We start from the raw sequence: 19474 nt of genomic DNA, 5'->3' as shown, positions 1-19474 counted from the left end.
CCGCCTCAATATATGTGCTGCTGCTGCCGGTTAAGCGCGTACACCGTGGCAGCGTGAGGGATTATTCGCGCACCAGACGAATATGCTCAACGTCGTCGCGCTTGGAACGACGGTAGATCACGAAACGATTGCCGATGGTCTGCACGACATCGGCGCCCAGCCGTTCGGCCAGCTGTTCGGCGGCCTCCTTGGCGGTCAGTTCGGAGCCGTCCTGCACGGCGCATTTGATGAGCTCGTGCTTTTCGATGGTCTCATCGGCCTGCTTGATTGCGGCTTCGGTCAGATCGTTCTTGCCTACGTAGAACAGCGGCTTGAGCGAATTCGCCAATGCGCGCAGCTGCTTGGTCTGTTTTTTGGTCAGTGCCATTGATACGTCCTTCGATTCGTCGCGCGCATGCGGTCATGCGCGTTGTCATACCATCCGCCAGCATACCGCAAGGGGTTGCGCAAGGTGCCGCCGCAGACTTGTCGCCGGCGCCCATGCCCGATGGACTACGGCAGAAACGCGAATACCGCGATGGCGAGAACGGTCAGTATCGCCCCCGTAGCGAATACGATGTCATACGGCATGATACGCAACGTTCTCCAATGTGTCCGATCGATGCCCTCCTCATAGCAGCGCGCATCAAGCGCGAGGCTGAGATTATCCGCGTGGCGGAGCGCCCCGGCGAACACCGGCACGATGATCGCCGCCATGGCGTGTAGGCGTCGTAACGGAGAACCGGTTTCGATGGAGCCGCCACGAGCCGCCTGCGCGTCCATGATCGCGCGGGTCTCCATCGCCAGCGTCGGCAGGAACCGTAACGCCAGACTGAACACCAGCGCCACCTCCTGCGTGTGCAAGCCGAATCTGCGTAACGGGGAGAACAGCGAATCGACGGCATCGGTGATGGCCGTGGGCGTGGTGGTGGCAAGGAATACGGCACCCAGCACGATAACCATGGCGAAACGGCAGATATACAGTGCCGATATGGCCAGCCCGTCATCGGTGATGGGAACGGAACCGATGGTCGCAAGCACCGTGCCCGTGCGCACGAAGAACACATTCGCCAATCCCATAAACGCGAACAACACCAGAAATACGCGGATCGAACGCCATAGCCGCCGTACGCCGATACGCGACGCCGCCAACACCACGGCGACCGCGCAGGCGCCAACGGCCAGCTGGTGGCCATTCGAGATGACGAACGCGCACATCATGACCAGCAGGAATACCGGCAGTTTCACACGGGGGTCGAGACGGGCGACGAAGGAAGCGGAGACACGGTCCTTGGATTGCCGGCGTTCGCTGTGACCAGGTCTGTGCCCATGTGCGGTTCCGTTGCGTGTCGAAGTCGTTGCGCTCTCGCCGCGCGATGCCACATCCCGCTCATCCGCGCCCGCGGCCGGAGCGATGCGCACGATGCGATCCGCTACCGCACGGGCCTCGTCCGTATCATGCGTAATAAGCATGACGGCCACGCCCCGTTCGTGCAGCCGCCCGATCAGAGCGTGCAGACGCCTGCGGGCGTCGGCGTCCAGCCCTGCCGCCGGCTCATCCATGATGATGAGCTTGGGACGGCACGCCAGCACCCCGGCGATGGCGACGAGTCGTTGCTGGCCTCCCGACAGGGCGAACGGCGAGCAGTCGGCAAGATGGTCGATATGCAGCAGGCGCATGGTCTCTTCGACCCGTCGTGTCACCTCGGATTCGCTGAGCCCCTGATTACTTGGACCAAAGGCGATGTCTTCGGCGACACTTGAGGCGAACAACTGATGCTCCGGATGCTGCATGATGTAGCCGACCGAGGCGTGCACGCGCGCTCGCTGCCTGCGGTTGGCGCGATGCAACGGAATGCCGTCCACCATGACCGTGCAGCTGTTTGGCTTGGCGAGTGCGCATATGACTCGTGCGAGGGTGGATTTGCCGGCGCCATTAGAACCTATGACGGCTATGGTCTCGCCGTGGTCGATGGTAAACGACAGGTCTGCGAGTGCCGGTGTGGTTGTGCCGGGGTAGGTGTAGGTGAGATGGTCGATGGCGACCAGTGGATTGCCGGCGCACTGATGGTCGGAAGGCTGTAGGTCGGCGGGAACGGTGTCTGCGACGGTTGCGTTCACTGTATCTGCTGTGGCATTTGCATTGGCTGTGTCGGTTTCCATCGGCGTGACCGCAGTCGATTCCGCCGTATGCGTCGCCGGCTGTGTCAATGAGATGAGTCTGCCGTGTTCCAGCCTGAGCGTACGCGTCGCGTGAGCGGTCTCCTCAGGGCGGTGCGTCACATGGACGATGGTGGTACCGCGCTGCTGCAGTTCGTCGAGCACCTGCATGACGTCGGCGCGTGCGGTTTCGTCCAGCATGGCGGTCGGTTCGTCAAGCACCAGCAGGCGCGGCTGCATGGCGAGCATGCCGGCGATGGCGGCACGCTGCTGCTGCCCGCCGCTCATGCGTGTCGGGTCGGCCTGGCGTTGACGCTGCAATCCGACCGCACGCAAGGCGGTGTCGATGCGCTCGCCGATTTTGCCGTGCGGTACGGCGAGATTCTCTGGCCCGAACGCCACGTCGTCCTCGAGTATGGTGGTGACGATCTGGTCTTCGGGTTTCTGGAATACCGCGCCGATGCCGCGGCGGGCCGCCCGGTAGGATTCGGCGTCCGGGCCGTCCGCCGTAGTGAATACCGGCATGCCCAGCAGTCGCACCGTGCCTGAATCGGGGGCGGCCAGGCCGCAGATAAGGCGGGCGAGTGTGGATTTGCCCGAACCGTTCGCTCCGGTCAGACAGATGCGTTCGCCGGGCATGATGGTCAGGTCGATGCCGTCGAGCGTCCAGTGTGCGCCGGTGTCATAGCTGAACCGTACGTCATGCAGTTCGACTATCGGATCGGTGCCTGGCGTATTCATCGTGCTTTCCGTCATCTGCGGCATGGTCGGTCTAGGTGGCCTGGTCGGCTTAGGCGGCATGGTCGATCAGCGCGGTGACGGGTTTGTAGATGAGGAAGGTCACCACGGCGTGGATCGCGAATTTCAGCAGGTTGAACGGCAGCAGGATCGGTACGATCATTGCGGCCACCTGCGCCACCGTCATATGCGCGTACAGTGGGGTGACCAGCAGGTTCGAGACCAAGGCCACCACCAGTGCGATCGCCATGCCCAGCGCCATGCCGGCCATCGCGCCGTTGCGCGTGCGCTTGCGGCGGTATACGAGTGCAGCGGGAACGGAGATCGCCAATGCCACCAGCATGCCCATCAGCGCGCCCCACGGGCTGGTGAACACGTGGGGAAGGAAACCGAGAATGGAAACGATTGCAGCGGCGTAGGGGCCGAAGGCGAAGCCGGCGATAAGGCAGACGATGCCGGACGGATCGTATTTGAGCCATGGCGCCGCGGGGAAGATCGGCAGTTCGATGAGGCTGGCGGCCATGGCGAGCGCGACGAACAGCGCGTATATGGCGATGCGTCGTGTGGACCAGCGCCCGTGGTCGGCGACGCCGGTGGAATGCGTGCCGGTGGCGTGGTTCGACGGTGTGGCGCGCTGGTTCCGCTCGGTGCCTTCGGCTTGTGCGGCGTTCGCTGCCGTGACCTGCGAATCGGCGGTGTTGCTGGAATCGTTATGGGATTGCATAGCAGAAGACTGGCTCATAGGAGCTCCTCGTTTCTTCCATCCGGACTGTACCGTTGGCTTCGGAATCGCACCGAATCGGCCGCTTGCGCGGGTCGCGGGCTTGCCGTGCGCTCCGTTATGAATGCCGGGCGCCGACTTACCGCCAGTAAGGAATTTCACCTTCCCTGAAACTTACGGAATCGTTTCTACACGGTGCGCACGACTACGGTGGCGTGATGACCATTTGCTGAGATACCGAATGGCAACGTTTGCGCCACGCCGGGGTCGGAATTTATCGCATACGTTTGCATAAGATGCAGTGGTGTTACGGGATTTCCCGCGTGCCACAGCGTACTCGGGCGATACCATGATATTACCGGTTCGCTAACTATTCACCTTCTGCGAAGAGAGGTCAAAGATGATTGAAACAGCTCAGGCTTTTGGCGTCGATATCGGCGGCTCTGGAATCAAGGCCGCACCCGTCAATCTTGAGAAGGGCGAGTTTGCCGAACCCCGTCTGAAGATTCTTACCCCGGAGGTCTCCACTCCGGAAGCGGTGGCCGCCATCGTCAAGCAGCAGCTGGAACACTTCGACGTACCGGCCGATGTGCCGGTGGGCGTCGCCTTCCCGGCCCCGATCAAGCCCGGCCAGCCGCTGGACTTCATGGCCAACCTGGATCAGTCCTGGGTCGGCACCGACGTGACCGAGGTGTTCTCGCAGGCTTGCGGCCGCCCGATCACCGTGGTGAACGACGCCGACGCCGCCGGTCTCGCCGAACAGCAGTTCGGCGCTGCCAAGGGCCAGAAGGGCCTGGTCATCGCCACCACGTTGGGCACCGGCATCGGCACCGCCCTGATCATGGACGGCGTTCTGGTTCCGAACACCGAGCTCGGCCACATCATTCTCAACTCCAAGCATCTGGACGCCGAGAAGTACGCCGCATCCTCCATTAAGGACATCGAAGGCATCAGCTACAAGAAGTGGTCGAAGCGCCTGACCAAGTACTACGGTCTGTTGGAGAAGTACTTCAACCCGGATCTGATCGTGATTGGCGGCGGCGTGTCCCGTCAGGCCGACAAGTTCATTCCGCGCATCGACATCAAGACGAAGGTCGTGCCGGCAACACTGCGCAACGAGGCTGGCATCATCGGTGCCGCCTACTATGCCAGCGTCAAGCAGCAGCACTGAATCGCCGTCGCATAGGCGACTGTGCTGATTGCTGAACGGGGAGGATCGGTTCGTTCCGATCCTCCCCGTTTCGCGTATATGGGAAGAGGCGTTCTGCATACGCGGGATGACCGATGATCGGCCGTGAACGGCACGGAGTAGGCTGGAACGCATGACTGTGCATTTCTCGTCCCGCGTGGATATCAGCGCGCCGAACCCGATCGCCGCCGCCCAGGCCAGCGCCGCAACGGCAGGCATCACGCTTGGCAAACTCAGCGATTCCAACCCCACCCGTCATGGCCTGGCGCCGCAGGAGATCCCCAACGTCTACGAGGCGAACCCGCGCGGCCCCAAGGCGGCACGCGAATCCCTGGCAGGATTTCTTGGCGATCAGAGCGGGCGTGCAGTCGATCCGGAACGTCTGTACCTGCTGTCGTCCACATCCGAAGCGTATTCCTGGCTCATCAAACTGCTCTGCGACGCGGGAGATGCGGTGCTCGCCCCCAAGCCCGGCTATCCGCTGATCGAATCGATCGCCGGCCTCGAATGCGTGCATGCGATCGAATACCAGCTGCACTACGACGGCGCGTGGTACATCGAACCCGCCGACATCGCGGCGATCCTCGACTCGCCCGAAGGCGAACGTGTTCGGGCGCTGGTGCTCATCAACCCCAACAACCCCACTGGCTCATACGTCAAGGAGAACGAGCGTGAGGCCCTGGTCGCCCTGTGCCGTGAACGCGGCATCGCCATCATCGCCGACGAGGTGTTCTTCGACTACGATCTGGAGCCCATCGCCGCGAACCGCAGACTGGCCGGCGAGGAAGGCGTGCTCACCTTCGCGCTCGACGGCTTCTCGAAGATGCTGGCCGCCCCGCACGCCAAGGTCGGTTGGATTCGCGTGTCCGGGCCGGACGACGATGTTGCCGAGGCACAGCGGCGATTGGATGTGATCGCCGACGACTACCTGCCGATGAGCGACATCATCGCCGGGTGTATCCCCGCATTGCTGGATGCCGCCGAAGCACAGACCGACCGTGTGCGCGAGCGGGTGCGTGGCAATCTTGCCGCGTTGCACCGCATGCTGGAATCCGATGAGCTGGGCGTGGTGAACGTGCTGCGCCCCGAGGGTGGTTGGAACGTGCTGCTGCGCGTGCCGTCGGTATTGGACGAGAACGAGCTGGTATTGAAACTGATCGCGGATCACAGGCTTACCGGCCAGCCGGGGTATTTCTTCGACATGACCTCGAACGGGTACCTGGCAGTGTCCCTTCTGCCAGAACCGGAGGAGTTCAAACGGAGCATCGCGGCCGTGCTCGACACCGTGCGGACGATGCTCGGCTGATCGGGCCGTCTCAATCGTTGGCCGATTCGGCCCGAGTCTTTTCAGGCGAGCCTAGCTGTCTCGTAGCGCCGACGGATCAGATCGGTGTAGAACGCGACAGCGTCCACCGGTGTGCCGTCGAACACGATGGACTGGCTGTCGAGCACCAGTGTGCGTTCGATCGCATAGTCGGGGCGCACGATCATATCCGTGTCGTGCGTGGCGAAGATCACCTGACTGTTATATGAGAACAGGGCCTTGGCCACATGCGCGGTGCCGATCTCATCCAGTCCCTTGGAAGGCTCGTCCGCCACAATGCAGCTTGGTCTCAGGCTCAGTGCCGCGGCGATCGCCAGCAGATGCCGCTGTTCGCTGTTCAACGCGGATGCGGGCTCCTTCGCCGCATTGGCCAGGGAGAAATGCGCGAACAGATTGCCGATGGTCGCCTGGCGTTCGGATTCGGGCACGCGGCGCTTCTTCAACATGGAGTCGATTGCGTCGGCGATGGAATCGGCATGATGGAAGGATTCGGGAATCTCCTCGCGTCGTACGCGCCCGATCAGCTCGTCGATGCGCTTCATATCGCGTTTGGAAGTCGGATCAAGGGTTTCCGTGGCGCAACCTGGCACGTTTCCGCTGATCGATACCGATCCCGTGGTGGCCTTCAGCGTACCGTCCAACAATCCCAGCAGCGTGGATTTGCCGGTGCCATTCAAGCCGATGACGGCCACACGGCGTTCGGCGATGGTCAGCGAGGTGGGGTTCAGCCCGGCCGTGCCGTCATCGTAGACGAGCCCCGCATCGGCAAGGGCGAAAGTGAGCTGCTGCGGCTTCGGCTGCATGGTGCGCTTGGCAAAAAATGGCATACCGCCATCTTACGCATGCGGCTACACGAGGCATGTGCATGGCGTGCGTGATGCCACCGTCATATCCTGCACCGACATATAGAATGAGGGGGTGTTTCACCTTCCCTACCGCCCAGCGCCCAGGAACCCTCGGCATATCCATACGGGCCGTCGTGCACGCCGACGGACGCTATGCACGATACTGGCCGCGATACTGGCGATACTCCTCATCGAATGCGTGGCGTTCAACATGCCGTTCTGGCGCACGGTCGGCGCAAGCACCGACACCGCCGCATATGCCAATGCCATGGGATCCGGCCTCGAACGTACCAAGGAAGGCATGCTACGCATCACCGACCCTACCGAGGCATGGCTTGAAGTACAGGCCGACGGCACCTCCGACTACGCCCGCATCGATCCCTCGTTCGTCACAGGCAAAGCCCTCACCGCCGTGCACATCAGGGTGTCGGTCGACCATCGAAGCCTGTCTGCGACATCGTTCAGCCCGCAGTCCCCACGTTCCTGCTATGTCCATGCGCCGGGATCGGGAACCCTGCGCATGAGCATCGAAGAGCCCAAGGGTTCGCTCATCCCCATCCAGGCGGTGCGCGCCAATGTCAAAGTCCCCTTCGACTTCAACCCGGCACGCGTGGCGATTATGGCGGCCATACTGCTTGCCGTGGCATGCTGGCGACCCGGATCGCGGCTCTGGCGCATCCCGCTTGACACGGCAAGCACCGCGCAACGGGCGCTTGGCCTATGCATCGCAGCTCCCATCGTGTTTGCCATGGTCTATGGCATCGTCACGCAGCTGGCCGGCGAGCCACTGGTGTTCCACGAAGCGGGCGGGTACACCTACGATTTCGACCAATACGGGCATATCGCCGACGCACTGCTGCAAGGCCGAACATCGCTGGACCTGAATGTGCCGGACGCGCTCGCCGCAGCCGCGAATCCGTACAATACCGATGTCCGTGCGCGGCTGCTCGCCGAAGGCGTGAACCCGATCTACTGGGATTACGTCTACTACAACGGCCACTGGTACTCGTATTTCGGCGTGCTGCCGGCCGTGCTGCTGTTCATGCCGTATCGATTGCTGACCGGCCACATGCTGTCCAGCGGCGCCGCCGTGCTGCTGCTCATGCTGCTCGCCATACTGTTCCTGGCATTGCTTGTCATCCGCGTCATCGCCCGCATCGCGCCGAAAACATCGCTGGGCGCCACATCCATCGCCCTTACCACCATGCTGTTGGGGTCGAACGCCGGCTACCTGCTGTTCCGCCGCAACTTCTATTCGGTGCCGTTCGCCGCGTCCCTCGCGTTGAGCGCATTGGGAATCTGGCTGTGGCTTGGGGCGGAATGCAGAAACGCCAACGATAATGCCGGAACCGGGCGGCGTGGCATTCGCGGCCGTTGTACCGCCATACGCGCCGTCAACCGGTGGCAGGTGGGGGATGCTTCCGCGCTCTCGTTGACCAAGGTCGGCTTCGGCTCGCTGTGCATCGCGGCGAATTTCGGCTGTCGCCCCACCTTCTGCCTGACGGCACTGCTGGGCATCGCCATATTCTGGCCGCAACTGAAGGCCATCGTCCGCGCACTGCGGAACGGAGCGGAACCCATGGCGACGACGCTGCGTGCTCCAATCGTGGTCATCATCGCGGCACTCATCCCCGTCCTGCCGCTCATGGCCTACAATGCGGCGCGATTCGGCTCGCCACTGAATTTCGGCAACAGCTACCAGCTCACCGTCACCGATATGACGGCATACCGTGTTTCCCCGGCGAACATCATGCCGACAATCGGCAGCTATCTGCTGCTGCCATTGCGCTTCACCGGCAGCTTCCCCTGGATCGCGCTATCGGCTGCCGCCATGCCCGAATGGTCCTACATGGAACCGATGATCGGAGGACTGTTCGCCATGTGCCCGGTGGCGGCTCTGGCATTCGCCCTACCGTTCCTGCACTCTCAAGACGGCCGGCCCGGGCGCACGCGCACCACACTGACGGCATTGGCGCTGGCCTTTGTCCTGGTCGTATTCGACGCCATGAACGCCGGACTCGGCTGGAGATATATGGCGGACTTCGGATGGCTGTTCGTATTGGCAAGCCTGCCGGTACTGCTGCGGCTGCTGGGGGAGCCAGGCATGATCGATGGCAACGGCGCATCGCATGCCAGCAACCCGCCGGTAGGAATCCGTGCGGCGCGACTGGTGATCGCACTGGCGACACTGTTCGCCATTGCGGTGGCCGTATTGTCGCTGTTCACCATCGGCCGCCACGATGCGCTGGTCTCCGCCGCGCCCAACCTGTTTTACAATGTATTCGCTTGGTTCCTGTAAACGATTGCGTAGAGAACCGCAACCGCACACGGGAACGATGACGGGCGTGGCGTCGCCAGAGCCACGCCCGACAGCGAACACGGCAATGGAACGAGTATGGCAGCCATCCCGAGCCTCCGGGTTTCTCCGAGGGCAATAATCGGCGGGCATGTCTGAATGAATTGAAAGAATGTGGGTATGTCAGCACGCAAGTCACACTCCGACCCCTTCGGGGATGCCCTGGGGCGCGCGCGGCAATGGGCGTCGCGGTTGTCGCGCCAAGGAAAGGCGACCATGCGCATGGTCGACCCGTTCGGCGCCACGTCCGACCCGCGCCCAGACAAGAACAGGTTCCACGCCGGCAGCGACTCCACCGCGCCTGCGCAATCCCACGATGCATCAAACACCGGGGCGCACAATCAGCCGGCACAGCGCATCATCGACCAATTCGCCGAACATGCCGTTCGGCTTGGCCCCCTGGTCAAACGCCACATGTTTGACTTCGACGAGGTCCCCGGCAAACTGACCCTCGGCTGGGCGCAGCTGCCCAGCACAACCTACCAGGGCAACGTATTCTCCCTCGGCCTGTTCGCCGGGCGCGATCGTTTCGCACAGATTGCCGTGGCCGATGGCAAGGGGCGCGTCTTCGTCGGCAACGAGATCGGCATGGATCCGCAAGGCATCGAACCGCGCTTCATCTTCTCCAAGGAACGCCACGACTACGGCGGCGTGGTCGGGCGAGACATGACCGGCCGTATGACCTGGCTGGCAGCATGGTCACGCAAAGACGGCAGATACCGGCTCGAACAGATGCGTCGCAACCTGCCCGGCACCATGCGGGAGAACCTCGAATACCGCGACGCCATCGCCATCGCCTTCTTCGCCGCATACATGCTGCCACAGATGAGCGGCGCACTGATCGGCTTCGGCGCCGGCAACATCTTCCGCAGGCTCAACCGCGAGGCGCCGATCGGCGCAATACGCCGTTCCGTACGCGACATGCTGGAAGCCCGTGCCCGCAACATGCGCGTCTCCGGCCTCGAAGACCACTTCGCCGAGCTCATGCGCGAAGCCGGGGCACTCGACGAAATCCCCGGACTTGAAGCCAAGCACGGGGCCGAACCGTTGCACCTGTACACCTCCAGCTATTCCGGCGCATACTTCTTCAACTGGGATTCCTCGCTGGCGCTTGCCCCAGCGCTGCGGGCGCTCGCCATCGAAGGCAACCTCAACCGATTCGCCATGGTCAGCTCGTGGCTTGAACATAACTCGCGTCTTGGATTGGAACCCACGGAGGAGACCGTGACGCGCGAGCAGGCGGCGGCCATCGACATGAACCTGCTGAAGAACCCGGCCCTGCTGGCATTGGGCGTCGACCATGCGCCGGAACCGGGGCACAGTTCCATGCAGATCCTGTTCGATACGGCTCGCAAAGCTTCGAAGGAGACGGGTAAACCGGCCGATTCCGAATGGGTGTATCGGCAGACCATGTCGCTGCTGGTACGCAGCCTGCGCCTGCCGTACCGATTCGACGCGGCATTGCGGTCCGATCTTGCGCGGGGGAGCGTGGCGGTCGGCTTCACCACGGCCGGCGTTTCGATGATGCCCGCGACCCGCTATGACGAGCAGTCCGGCCAATGGGTAACCTTGAGGGACCGCGAGCGTGCGGCGCTCAGTGCCGACTATAATCTGCGCGTCGGCCTGATGCTGGCGTTGCTGAGCTTTGGCGCATGTGACACTGTGCAGGAGGTGTCGCTGCATGTTGACTCGCTCGGTCTTGAGGAGGCCGTGGCCGAACAGGACACCGCCATCGAGGCGATGATGAGCGAGGCGTTGAGCGCATTCGAGCGCATGCATACCGGTGATATGGGACCGACCGGCAGCAAGGCCGAGCCCAAGGACGGCGATATGCACGGCGACCCTTCCCGTACCGCGGCTCGATCCATTGCCGAGATGGGTGCGGACTCGTTCATGCCGCCGGTCGGCGCGCCTCATGACGAATCCGATGCCGATGCCGGCGACGCCTCCATGGAACAGCGGTTCGAGGATCTGGTCAAAGGCATCGACATCGACGAGACCACCTTCGCCGACCCGGGCGAACAGCCGGCCGGATTCAAAAGCGACGATGACGGCAATCAAGACGATCCGATGAACGTGCTCAGGCGCAATCCCACGGTACGCACGCTGGCCACGGTCCGGTTCACCCGAAACGAATTCCTCGAACGCATCAGGCAGGACGGGCTTGAACACCCCCAAGACACGTACCGTATGTTCAATGCGACAATCGATGTTGACGAGAACGGCGGCCTCAAGCAGATCGTGCCCGACTTCGACCTGCGTGATCGTGGTTTCGCTCCAGCCGGCTCCCAGGAGGAACCGGAGATGGCTGATCACGAGTTCACTCCGGAGGCGGCGCAGGCATTGGGCGCGCGCAATGCGTTCGGCCTATCCATCCAACGCGTCGATGTGATGCAGCGTGCCGACAGCGAATTCCACCGTCTCGCCTCGGATACGGCCATGCCATCCGTCGCCAAGGCGCAGGAGGCCACGCGCATCATCGACACCATCGCCGATCCGGAGCTGAGCGAGCAGTCCGCGGCGATCGCCGGCGCGTTGATCGACGGGCGCGATACCCCAACGGTCAAGCTTGATCTTGCGACCCAGCTTGACAACGAACGCGCACGCATGCACGATATGCTGTTCTCCGGGCAGCCGGATCAGGCATGCGAGTCCGCGGAGAACCTGCTCAAGCGTATGGATGCGCTGTATGCGCAGGGCGATGGAGTGCCGCGATATTTCAACTCCTACGCGGAACGCGTGGTATACAATCGCTTGTTCGCCACGCCCGACGAGCATACCGTGCTCATCCCCGACAATCTGTTCTACATGCACATGGAAATGGCCGACATGTACGCGCAGCTTAGGGGAACCAAGGAGGCGCTGCCGCACCTGAACGCCATGGTGGCGTACGCGCCGTCCTACCCGTTGGCGCATCTCAAGCTCGCCGTGCAATTGGCGCGGGACGAGGATTGGGATTCCGCGCGTGCTGCATGCCTGAACGCGCTGCTGGTGGCGCTCGACCGTGACGACGCCGCGTTCGCCTACTATCGTCTGGCATATGCCGAATGGATGCAGGATCGTTTCGACACCGCCGCCGCGGCATACATCATGAGCAACCACATTGCGCCCGGGAAGATCATGACCTTGGAGGAGGAGCTGCGCGAACTTGTTTCGCGAGCCGATTCGCAATGCATTCTCGTGCCGGAGAACGTTCAGGAGGCCGCCATGGTGCTCAAGCATCACGGTCTGCCCGTCTGGCCGGACACCGAAGCCGCCGGCATCGTGCGCCAGGCCGTGCGCATCACCGTGGACGAAGGCCTGTTCGTTCCCGCCCGTACGCTGGCGGTGGCGGCGGCACGCATGAACGACACGGAGTCGAACGGCATTGACGTGGTGCAGGCGCAGTTCATCCGTTCGCTGAGCGAATAGAATCGGGGAGTATGAGCAACGAGAGCGAACAGCTGGCATGGGATTTCGACGGTCTGGCAGGCGCGTCGACGAATGCGGATGATAGTAAGGACGAACGGAACGGCGAACCCGACATTGCCATTGTGGCCAATGAGGGCATCGCACGATTCCCCAGCGGCTCCGAACAGTGGGTGGCCGTGCTGCAGGCCACCGACGAGGACGCCCTGCGGCTGAACCGGCTCGATGTCTCCGGCATGGAGGCGGACACCGCCGCCCGGCTGTGGGCGAAGCTCGCCGCATGGGTGGAGTCCGATCAGATCGCCTACTACATCGACGATGCGCCGGTCAGCTCCGACGCCGCCTATGATGCGCGCCTGCGCTGTCTGCAACGGCTCGAGGCCGCGTTCCCCACGCTTGACAATCCGCAGTCGCCCACGCGTCGCGTCGGCGGCACTTTCTCCAACGACTTCGTGTCCGTACGCCACCCCTCGCGCATGATGAGTCTTGACGACGTGTTCTCCATCGAAGAGCTGCACGACTGGTACGACGGCGTGCTGCGCGGACTCGACTGGCCTGAGGGCAAGCCGCTGCCGATGAGCTGCGAGGTCAAGATCGACGGGCTCGCGTTGAACCTCATCTACCGCCACGGCGTACTCGAACAGGGGTTGACGCGCGGCGACGGCGTGACCGGCGAAGACATCACGCTTAACGTGCGCACCATCGGCACTATTCCGGCCAATCTTGCCGGCCCCACCGAAGACATCCCCGACTTCGTGGAGATCCGCGGTGAGGTATTCATGCGCTGGGACGACTTCCGTAGACTCAACGACGAGCAGGAGGATGCCGGGCGCGAACCGTTCGCCAACCCGCGCAACGCGGCCGCCGGGTCGCTGCGTCAGAAGGATCCGCGCATCACCGCCACCCGCCGTCTGAGCTTCTACGCGCACGGCATCGGCAGACTCGAATGGGGTGCGGGGCATGCCGGGCATGACGAGATCAACGACCAGTCCGAGGCCTATGAGCTGTACACCAAGTGGGGTGTGCCGGTCTCGCCGCACAACCGCACTGTCGCCTCGTTCGCCGAAGTGCTTGACATGATCGACTACTACGGCGAGCATCGCGGCGACATCGAGCATGCGCTCGACGGCATTGTGGTCAAGGTGGACGATCTGGCGTTGCAGCGTTCCCTGGGTGCCACTTCGCGTGCGCCGCGCTGGGCTATCGCCTACAAGTACCCGCCCGAGGAGGTCAACACCGAACTGCTTGACATCACCGTGCAGGTGGGGCGCACCGGGCGCGTGACCCCCGTGGCCATGCTGAAGCCCGTGCATGTGGCCGGCTCCACTGTGGCCCGCACCACGCTGCACAACCCGTTCGAGGTGAAGCGCAAAGGCATTCTGATCGGTGACACCGTGGTGGTGCGCAAGGCCGGAGATGTGATCCCCGAACTGGTGGGGCCGGTATTGGAACGCCGCAAAGGGCGCGAGAGCGAGTTGCGCGAGTTCGTGATGCCCGAGCATTGCCCGAGCTGTGGGGCGAAGCTGGCGCCCGCCAAAGAGGGCGACAAGGACATCCGCTGCCCGAATGTGGAAAGCTGCCCGGCGCAGCTGACCGAGCGTGTGATCTCGTTGGGCATGCGCAAGGCATTCGACATCGAGCATCTGGGCGACCAGTCGGCCATCGCGTTGACGAATCCGGAGGAGAACAGGCCGGATTCCGTGGCGACGTTCGCGCCGAACATCACCGAGATCCTAGTCGCGCCCGGCGAGGAACCGGAGGAATACGAGCCGGTGGAGGGAGTGGAGCTTCCGCCCGTGCAGACCCCGGTGCTGAGCTCCGAGGCGGGTATCTTCGATCTGACCGCCGCCGATCTCAAAGACGTGCGTGTATGGCGCGAGGCGCCGATCATCGAAGTGCGCGAAGTCATGGGCAATAACGGGCGCAAACGCAAGGTGCGCAAGAGGATCGGCGGATCCGGCCTATGGCATCAGGTGCCGGCCTTCTGGACGACCGCCGCGCCCGCGCCCAAGATGCGCAAAAAGGCCGGTGCCGAGAATACTGACGGCGTGGAATCTGCCGAGTCTTCACTCGTTGCACGCTATCCGGGCTTCAATGTGCCTGATGATGCCGTGGTGGTGCGTGAGGAGACGAAGACATCACGGTCCGGCGAGACCACGATTACGCCGATCATCGTCAAACCCGCCGAGAACACGCGCAAAATGCTTGAGGAAATCGACAAGGCCAAACAGGCCGACCTGTGGCGCGTGCTCGTGGCATTGTCGATCCGCCGACTGGGGCCGCCCACCGCGCGACTGATCGCCTCCGCCATGGGATCGCTCGACGCGATCAGCAAGGCGAGTGTGGACGATCTGACGCAGATCGACGGCGTAGGGCCGGAAATCGCCGAATCGGTGGTGCACTGGTTCGCCGCCGCGCGCGAACCGGGGGACTGGCGAGGCCAGACCCTGACCGCATGGCGTGCGGCCGGCGTGGGTGTGGGCGAGGCAGCCAAGAGCAGCCTGCCGCAGACCCTGGCCGGCAAGACCGTGGTGGTTACAGGTTCGCTGGAGGGCTTCTCGCGTGATTCCGCCAAGGAGGCGATCATGGAGCGTGGCGGCAAGGCCGCCGGCTCGGTGAGCAAGAAAACCGATTACGTGGTGATCGGCGCGAACGCCGGTTCCAAGGCCGCCAAGGCCGAGGAGCTTGGCATCCCCATGCTGGATGAGGCGCAATTCGAACTGCTGCTTGCCGGCGAATACGGTGCGGATGCGGTTGAGGACGCAATCGAAGAGGAAGCCGAAGAGGAACTCGACTGATTCGAACGAATTCTGGCAGATGAGTGTCGATTCGGTCGTTTTCAGCCCCGGAAACGACCGAATCGACAGGCAATTAGCGGGAAGCGTCCGAATCGGCACCCAACTGTTGGTGGATTCCTGCTCAGCTTTTGGGAGTACAGCTATTCTATGAAATATGAACGATCGTCAAGATTCCCGCATTCGCGTGGCACTGGTGGACAACGATGCCTTTACCTTGGACATGCTGAAGATGGCCATCCCTCGCAGGAACCCACGGCTCGACGTGTGCTGGTCCGCGCGTAGAGGCGCCGATGCCATTGATTGGGCTTTGGATCCCGTTACTATGCCGGATATCTTATTGACTGACATGAGCCTGGAAGATATTAGTGGCGTAAGTGTGTGCAGGGAAATACGTCGAAGAACCGAGCGGGTTCCGTTGCTTGCTATCACGGCATTCTCGATTGATCGCTATGCAAACCGTGCCGCTGAAGCTGGTGCTCAGGGCATTATTCCTAAAGTCAATCTCAATGAACTTGTTGACTCGATTGATGTGATAGTCAAGCACGGCACATTGGGGATGTGCGGGAACATCGATTTTGTGGATGCGAAGACCGCGCATCAACGACTTGCGGAATCCGATATGTGCCCGATTCAACGCCTATCGCCCACGGAGCAGCAGATTCTGACGCTTTTGGCGCAAGGCATGGAGCCTCGCAATATTGCCGACATGCTGTCCATTGGCATCGGCACCGTGAAGACGCATATTATCCGATTGCGCAAGAAGCTGAATGCGCGTAGTACCAAGGAAGCAATGGCGATGTGGTGGAACAATGAACGATAGAATTCGAGAGGTTCTCACGGGGCTGAGGCAATGGTGCAGTGCGCGAATCCCATATATCCTCATAGCCGCTGCGCTCTATGCTTTGACTTTTTCGAATATCGCACTTGTGCTTCCGCTTGATATGGTCCAGATTATCTATGCGGCAATTGCCATAGTATGTATTGCCGGAATAATCGTCATGCCCTTACCGGCATCGTTCGGTTTAGGAATTGTCTCTATCATAGGTACGTTGCTGCCTATGACAGAGACGGTGCCGAACCCTTTGCTGACTTTATTCGCGGTACTTGGAATATTGGGGTATTCGTCCCGCCTGCGGATATGCCTGTTGATGCTCGCAGTTGAATCGGTGGGAGTCTTCATTATTCAGGTTGCATGGCATTATGACACGGGCATGGATATGTATGGTGTGATCAATTCTCTGGCTATGCTCGGCTGTGCGATTTTTGTTGGATATGCCCTGCGTTGGAGGAAGCAGGTTGATCTGAATCGCATCGATAAGATGAGGCTGGAGCATCTGCAAATGAGGAATAGGATCGCCGCTGGCATTCATGACTCCACAACAGCGAATCTGACTAAAATATCGCAGATTGCACAGCATAATATTCATACTGGTGGTTGTGAAAACCATGCTTGGTCTGATGTCAATCGTCTCGCTGTCTCAACCTTGCGGGATATATATAAGGTCATAGATCTGCTCAGCAATGAGGATTCCAAGCAGATTATGCCATCGCATGGCACATTCATGGAGCACTTGGAAGATGTTACGGATGCGGAAGATGCATTGCTGCAGAACTTAGGCTTTAGAGGGAAAACGGAAATATCCGGAGTTGCCGAAGGCATATCGGTGCAGCAGGAAGATGTTCTGCTGTCGTTGATGAGGGAGATATATCGCAATATTCAACGGCACGGTAATCCAAACGGAACATACAAGGTCGTTATCACGATAGGCAACGGTAGATTGCTTATCGCGCAATCCAATGAGATTCATCCAGTGAACGATTGGCATATTCCTCATGGCAGGGGGATCCGACTGCACAACAAACAAATAGAGCTGCTGGGTGGGAAGATGCAATGCTGGAAGAAGAGCAGACAATGGCATCTGACGGTATGCGTTCCGCTGGTTAGCGAGTCGGAATCCTAAGCTCGTGAGATGCTAATGATGGCACAGCCATGGCATGAATGAACAGGCCACATTGAGTGTGATATTCCCGGAATCGGCGGATAGCGGTTGCTCGTTTGTTGCGCAAACCAGGCAAATGGATAGCATGACTGCAAGCATAGTTTTGACTGTATGTTGTATTGGCATGACACGGCTCCGTTCTTGATATTGACGACAACAACAATGATATAAAGACCAGCCACAATACAAAGTTCGTGTATTCCTCTGGGATACACGGGCGGGCGATCTCTGCTGCGAAGAGCTTATACTGGCCGCGCTTCCGCTCCGGAAGCCACCTAACGGTGTGTACGTTGAAGGAGGCTCTGCTATGAGCAATACGAGTATTGATGTCGATTCCATTGTGGGGGATGATTTTTCGGATCTCTCGCCTGAGGACATGGCCTTGCTGACCGGGCGTGGCAACGATGTGGCCCCGCAGTCACTGTCCATTGCGGTTTCTGTTGATGTCACCGTTTCCGTTGCGATGTCTGTTGCATCGTATTTCCATGTTGGCGGAACCTGCAAGAAGCATTAACCGACGACTGGTGAGATCTGGGTGTTGCGGCGTGGCTTATATGCCGCGGCACCCTTTCTATAAGGGGGTGCATATGAAAGCGCTGCTGTACAGGGATTTGCAGTTGTATAAGAAACCGAAGTATGCGAGTTTCTGGCTGGTAACTGTTTTTACGGCGATAATCATGGAAATCTGGCTTGGGTGGATGTATGAGGTCGGAGGGGGCGACGTGATGCCTATAACCGCGAAGCAAGGACTCGTTGACAGTATGTTATGTACATCGTTTTTCGCGTCAGTATATACAAATTCGTTCCTTCTCATCGAAGACAGGCATGTCGGTATTATCAAGATCCTGCATCAGTCGGGGCGTGGCATGAATTATTATTTACTGGAGAAAATAGGATTCACGCTGCCTCACAATCTGCTGTTCGTGCTCGTATACATTGCTGTCGGAATATATATGAAGCTTTTTTATCCGTCTGAGGTAATGTGCCTATTGCCTACAATAGGCATAGCCTTTATGACATCGCTCACGGAATTATCGGTTGCCAATATGCTGGTCTTTCGATTAAAGGATGAGACTGATCGAAATGTGGTATTTTTGGGACTAATCATTTGCGGATTGATTTGTATAGGTGTGGCATTTGTTCCCCTATTTGGGTTTCCGGTGTGGCTGAGTGCTGCCATATTGATTGGCGTTGGTTTTGTGGCTTATCTATATACGTTTGTCACATATAAAACCGAATATGTGAAGACGATATCTGTTTTTGCCTAGTGCTGTATGGTGTTGGTGATTGTATGATTGCGTTGCTGTATCGTGATTGCTTGAAGGCAAGAAAGCCTGGATTTGTCGCACTCGAGATATTGGGAATTTGCGTGACGTTGGCAGTGGAAAGCGCAATGTATGGTACATTGCAGCCAGTAATGGACGTGTTTCTCTCTTTCGTTTTGCCTGGATTGTTGGTGACGATTTCTGTTTTTAAGTTGTCTTCTTTGGTTTATGGAGATTATATTTGCGATATAATAAGTTCGATTCATAGAGTGGGATATGGTATTTATGGATATCTTGTTGAGCGGTATGTGTTTTCTTTTTTGGTTGTAGTGCCAATATATGCCGCTGGTTTTATTTTTGGAGTATTGAAACATTGTTTTCATGATTATTCCATGGCAATGGCTGATGTGGTTTCTTTTGTTGTTGTTTCTTTCTTGGCTTTATCTGTGATTATGGTATGTGCCATCAATTGTTCTGTCGAAGCGGATTCCCAGACATTGTTGCAACTTCTGATACTTCTGGTATCGAGTGGTGCAATGGCCTTGCTGATGCTTTTGCAATATGCTTTCATACCGTTTTATGTATTCTGCATAGCTGCGGTTTTGGTGACACTATGCGTAAATATGATTATCGCAAGAAGAGAAAAAACAATGTACTGCAAGACGCTTCTCATGCTGAGTAAATAATGTAA

At 59.8% G+C, this 19474-nt stretch carries 14 protein-coding genes and 1 riboswitch; of the genes, 10 read left to right on the top strand and 4 right to left on the bottom strand.

The window, feature by feature from the left end:
- Window positions 1-61: 61 nt before the first annotated feature.
- The 3 genes from BBAG_RS05760 to BBAG_RS05750 form a co-directional block, all read right to left on the bottom strand.
- Window positions 62-367, bottom strand: a complete 306-nt coding sequence (locus BBAG_RS05760) for a YhbY family RNA-binding protein (RefSeq protein WP_003826917.1) — start codon at window positions 365-367, stop codon at window positions 62-64.
- A 125-nt stretch (window positions 368-492) separates the two neighbouring features.
- Complete coding sequence (locus tag BBAG_RS05755; protein WP_231855849.1) at window positions 493-2895, bottom strand: energy-coupling factor transporter ATPase; 2403 nt, start codon at window positions 2893-2895, stop codon at window positions 493-495.
- Window positions 2896-2929: 34 nt separating this feature from the next.
- Window positions 2930-3601 (bottom strand): ECF transporter S component, encoded by a 672-nt coding sequence (locus BBAG_RS05750; protein WP_003826914.1) that lies wholly within the window; start codon window positions 3599-3601, stop codon window positions 2930-2932.
- A gap of 24 nt (window positions 3602-3625) precedes the next feature.
- A riboswitch (FMN riboswitch) is annotated at window positions 3626-3777 on the bottom strand.
- A 221-nt stretch (window positions 3778-3998) separates the two neighbouring features.
- On the opposite strand from BBAG_RS05750, the gene ppgK reads away from it, so the two are divergent.
- Both ppgK and BBAG_RS05740 read left to right on the top strand, forming a co-directional pair.
- Entirely contained in the window at window positions 3999-4769 is a 771-nt protein-coding gene (gene ppgK, locus BBAG_RS05745; protein WP_003826912.1) for a polyphosphate--glucose phosphotransferase, read from the top strand.
- Window positions 4770-4920: 151 nt separating this feature from the next.
- Entirely contained in the window at window positions 4921-6093 is a 1173-nt protein-coding gene (locus BBAG_RS05740) for a pyridoxal phosphate-dependent aminotransferase (protein WP_003826911.1), read from the top strand.
- 41 nt (window positions 6094-6134) lie between these two features.
- Here the strand turns inward: BBAG_RS05740 and BBAG_RS05735 are convergent, their stop codons facing one another.
- A complete protein-coding gene (locus BBAG_RS05735; protein WP_003826910.1) occupies window positions 6135-6938 on the bottom strand; it encodes an ATP-binding cassette domain-containing protein in 804 nt (267 codons plus the stop codon).
- Window positions 6939-7155: 217 nt separating this feature from the next.
- Between BBAG_RS05735 and BBAG_RS05730 the strand changes: the two genes are divergently transcribed.
- The 8 genes from BBAG_RS05730 to BBAG_RS05695 all read left to right on the top strand — a co-directional run bounded on the left by BBAG_RS05730 (window position 7156) and on the right by BBAG_RS05695 (window position 19469).
- Entirely contained in the window at window positions 7156-9255 is a 2100-nt protein-coding gene (locus BBAG_RS05730; RefSeq protein WP_330935545.1) for a hypothetical protein, read from the top strand.
- Window positions 9256-9432: 177 nt separating this feature from the next.
- A complete protein-coding gene (locus BBAG_RS05725) occupies window positions 9433-12723 on the top strand; it encodes a tetratricopeptide repeat protein (RefSeq protein ID WP_003826908.1) in 3291 nt (1096 codons plus the stop codon).
- Window positions 12724-12734: 11 nt separating this feature from the next.
- Complete coding sequence (ligA, locus tag BBAG_RS05720; RefSeq protein WP_003826907.1) at window positions 12735-15518, top strand: NAD-dependent DNA ligase LigA; 2784 nt, start codon at window positions 12735-12737, stop codon at window positions 15516-15518.
- A gap of 154 nt (window positions 15519-15672) precedes the next feature.
- Window positions 15673-16338 (top strand): response regulator, encoded by a 666-nt coding sequence (locus tag BBAG_RS05715; RefSeq protein ID WP_003826903.1) that lies wholly within the window; start codon window positions 15673-15675, stop codon window positions 16336-16338.
- On the top strand, window positions 16328-17479 hold the full coding sequence (locus tag BBAG_RS05710; RefSeq protein ID WP_003826901.1) for a sensor histidine kinase: 1152 nt from the start codon (window positions 16328-16330) through the stop codon (window positions 17477-17479). The genes BBAG_RS05715 and BBAG_RS05710 overlap by 11 nt, the downstream gene beginning before the upstream one ends.
- 346 nt (window positions 17480-17825) lie before the next feature.
- A complete protein-coding gene (locus tag BBAG_RS05705; RefSeq protein ID WP_003826899.1) occupies window positions 17826-18032 on the top strand; it encodes a lichenicidin A2 family type 2 lantibiotic in 207 nt (68 codons plus the stop codon).
- A 73-nt stretch (window positions 18033-18105) separates the two neighbouring features.
- Entirely contained in the window at window positions 18106-18786 is a 681-nt protein-coding gene (locus tag BBAG_RS05700; protein ID WP_033508429.1) for a hypothetical protein, read from the top strand.
- A gap of 23 nt (window positions 18787-18809) precedes the next feature.
- Window positions 18810-19469: a hypothetical protein gene (locus BBAG_RS05695; protein ID WP_003826895.1), complete on the top strand. Its 660-nt coding sequence runs from the start codon at window positions 18810-18812 to the stop codon at window positions 19467-19469.
- Window positions 19470-19474: the final 5 nt, after the last annotated feature.

The organism is Bifidobacterium angulatum DSM 20098 = JCM 7096, assembly GCF_001025155.1.
GTDB classification, from domain to species: Bacteria; Actinomycetota; Actinomycetes; order Actinomycetales; family Bifidobacteriaceae; genus Bifidobacterium; species Bifidobacterium angulatum.
Note: the sequence above shows the minus strand (reverse complement) of the source record. Positions and strands in the feature narration are given on the sequence as shown.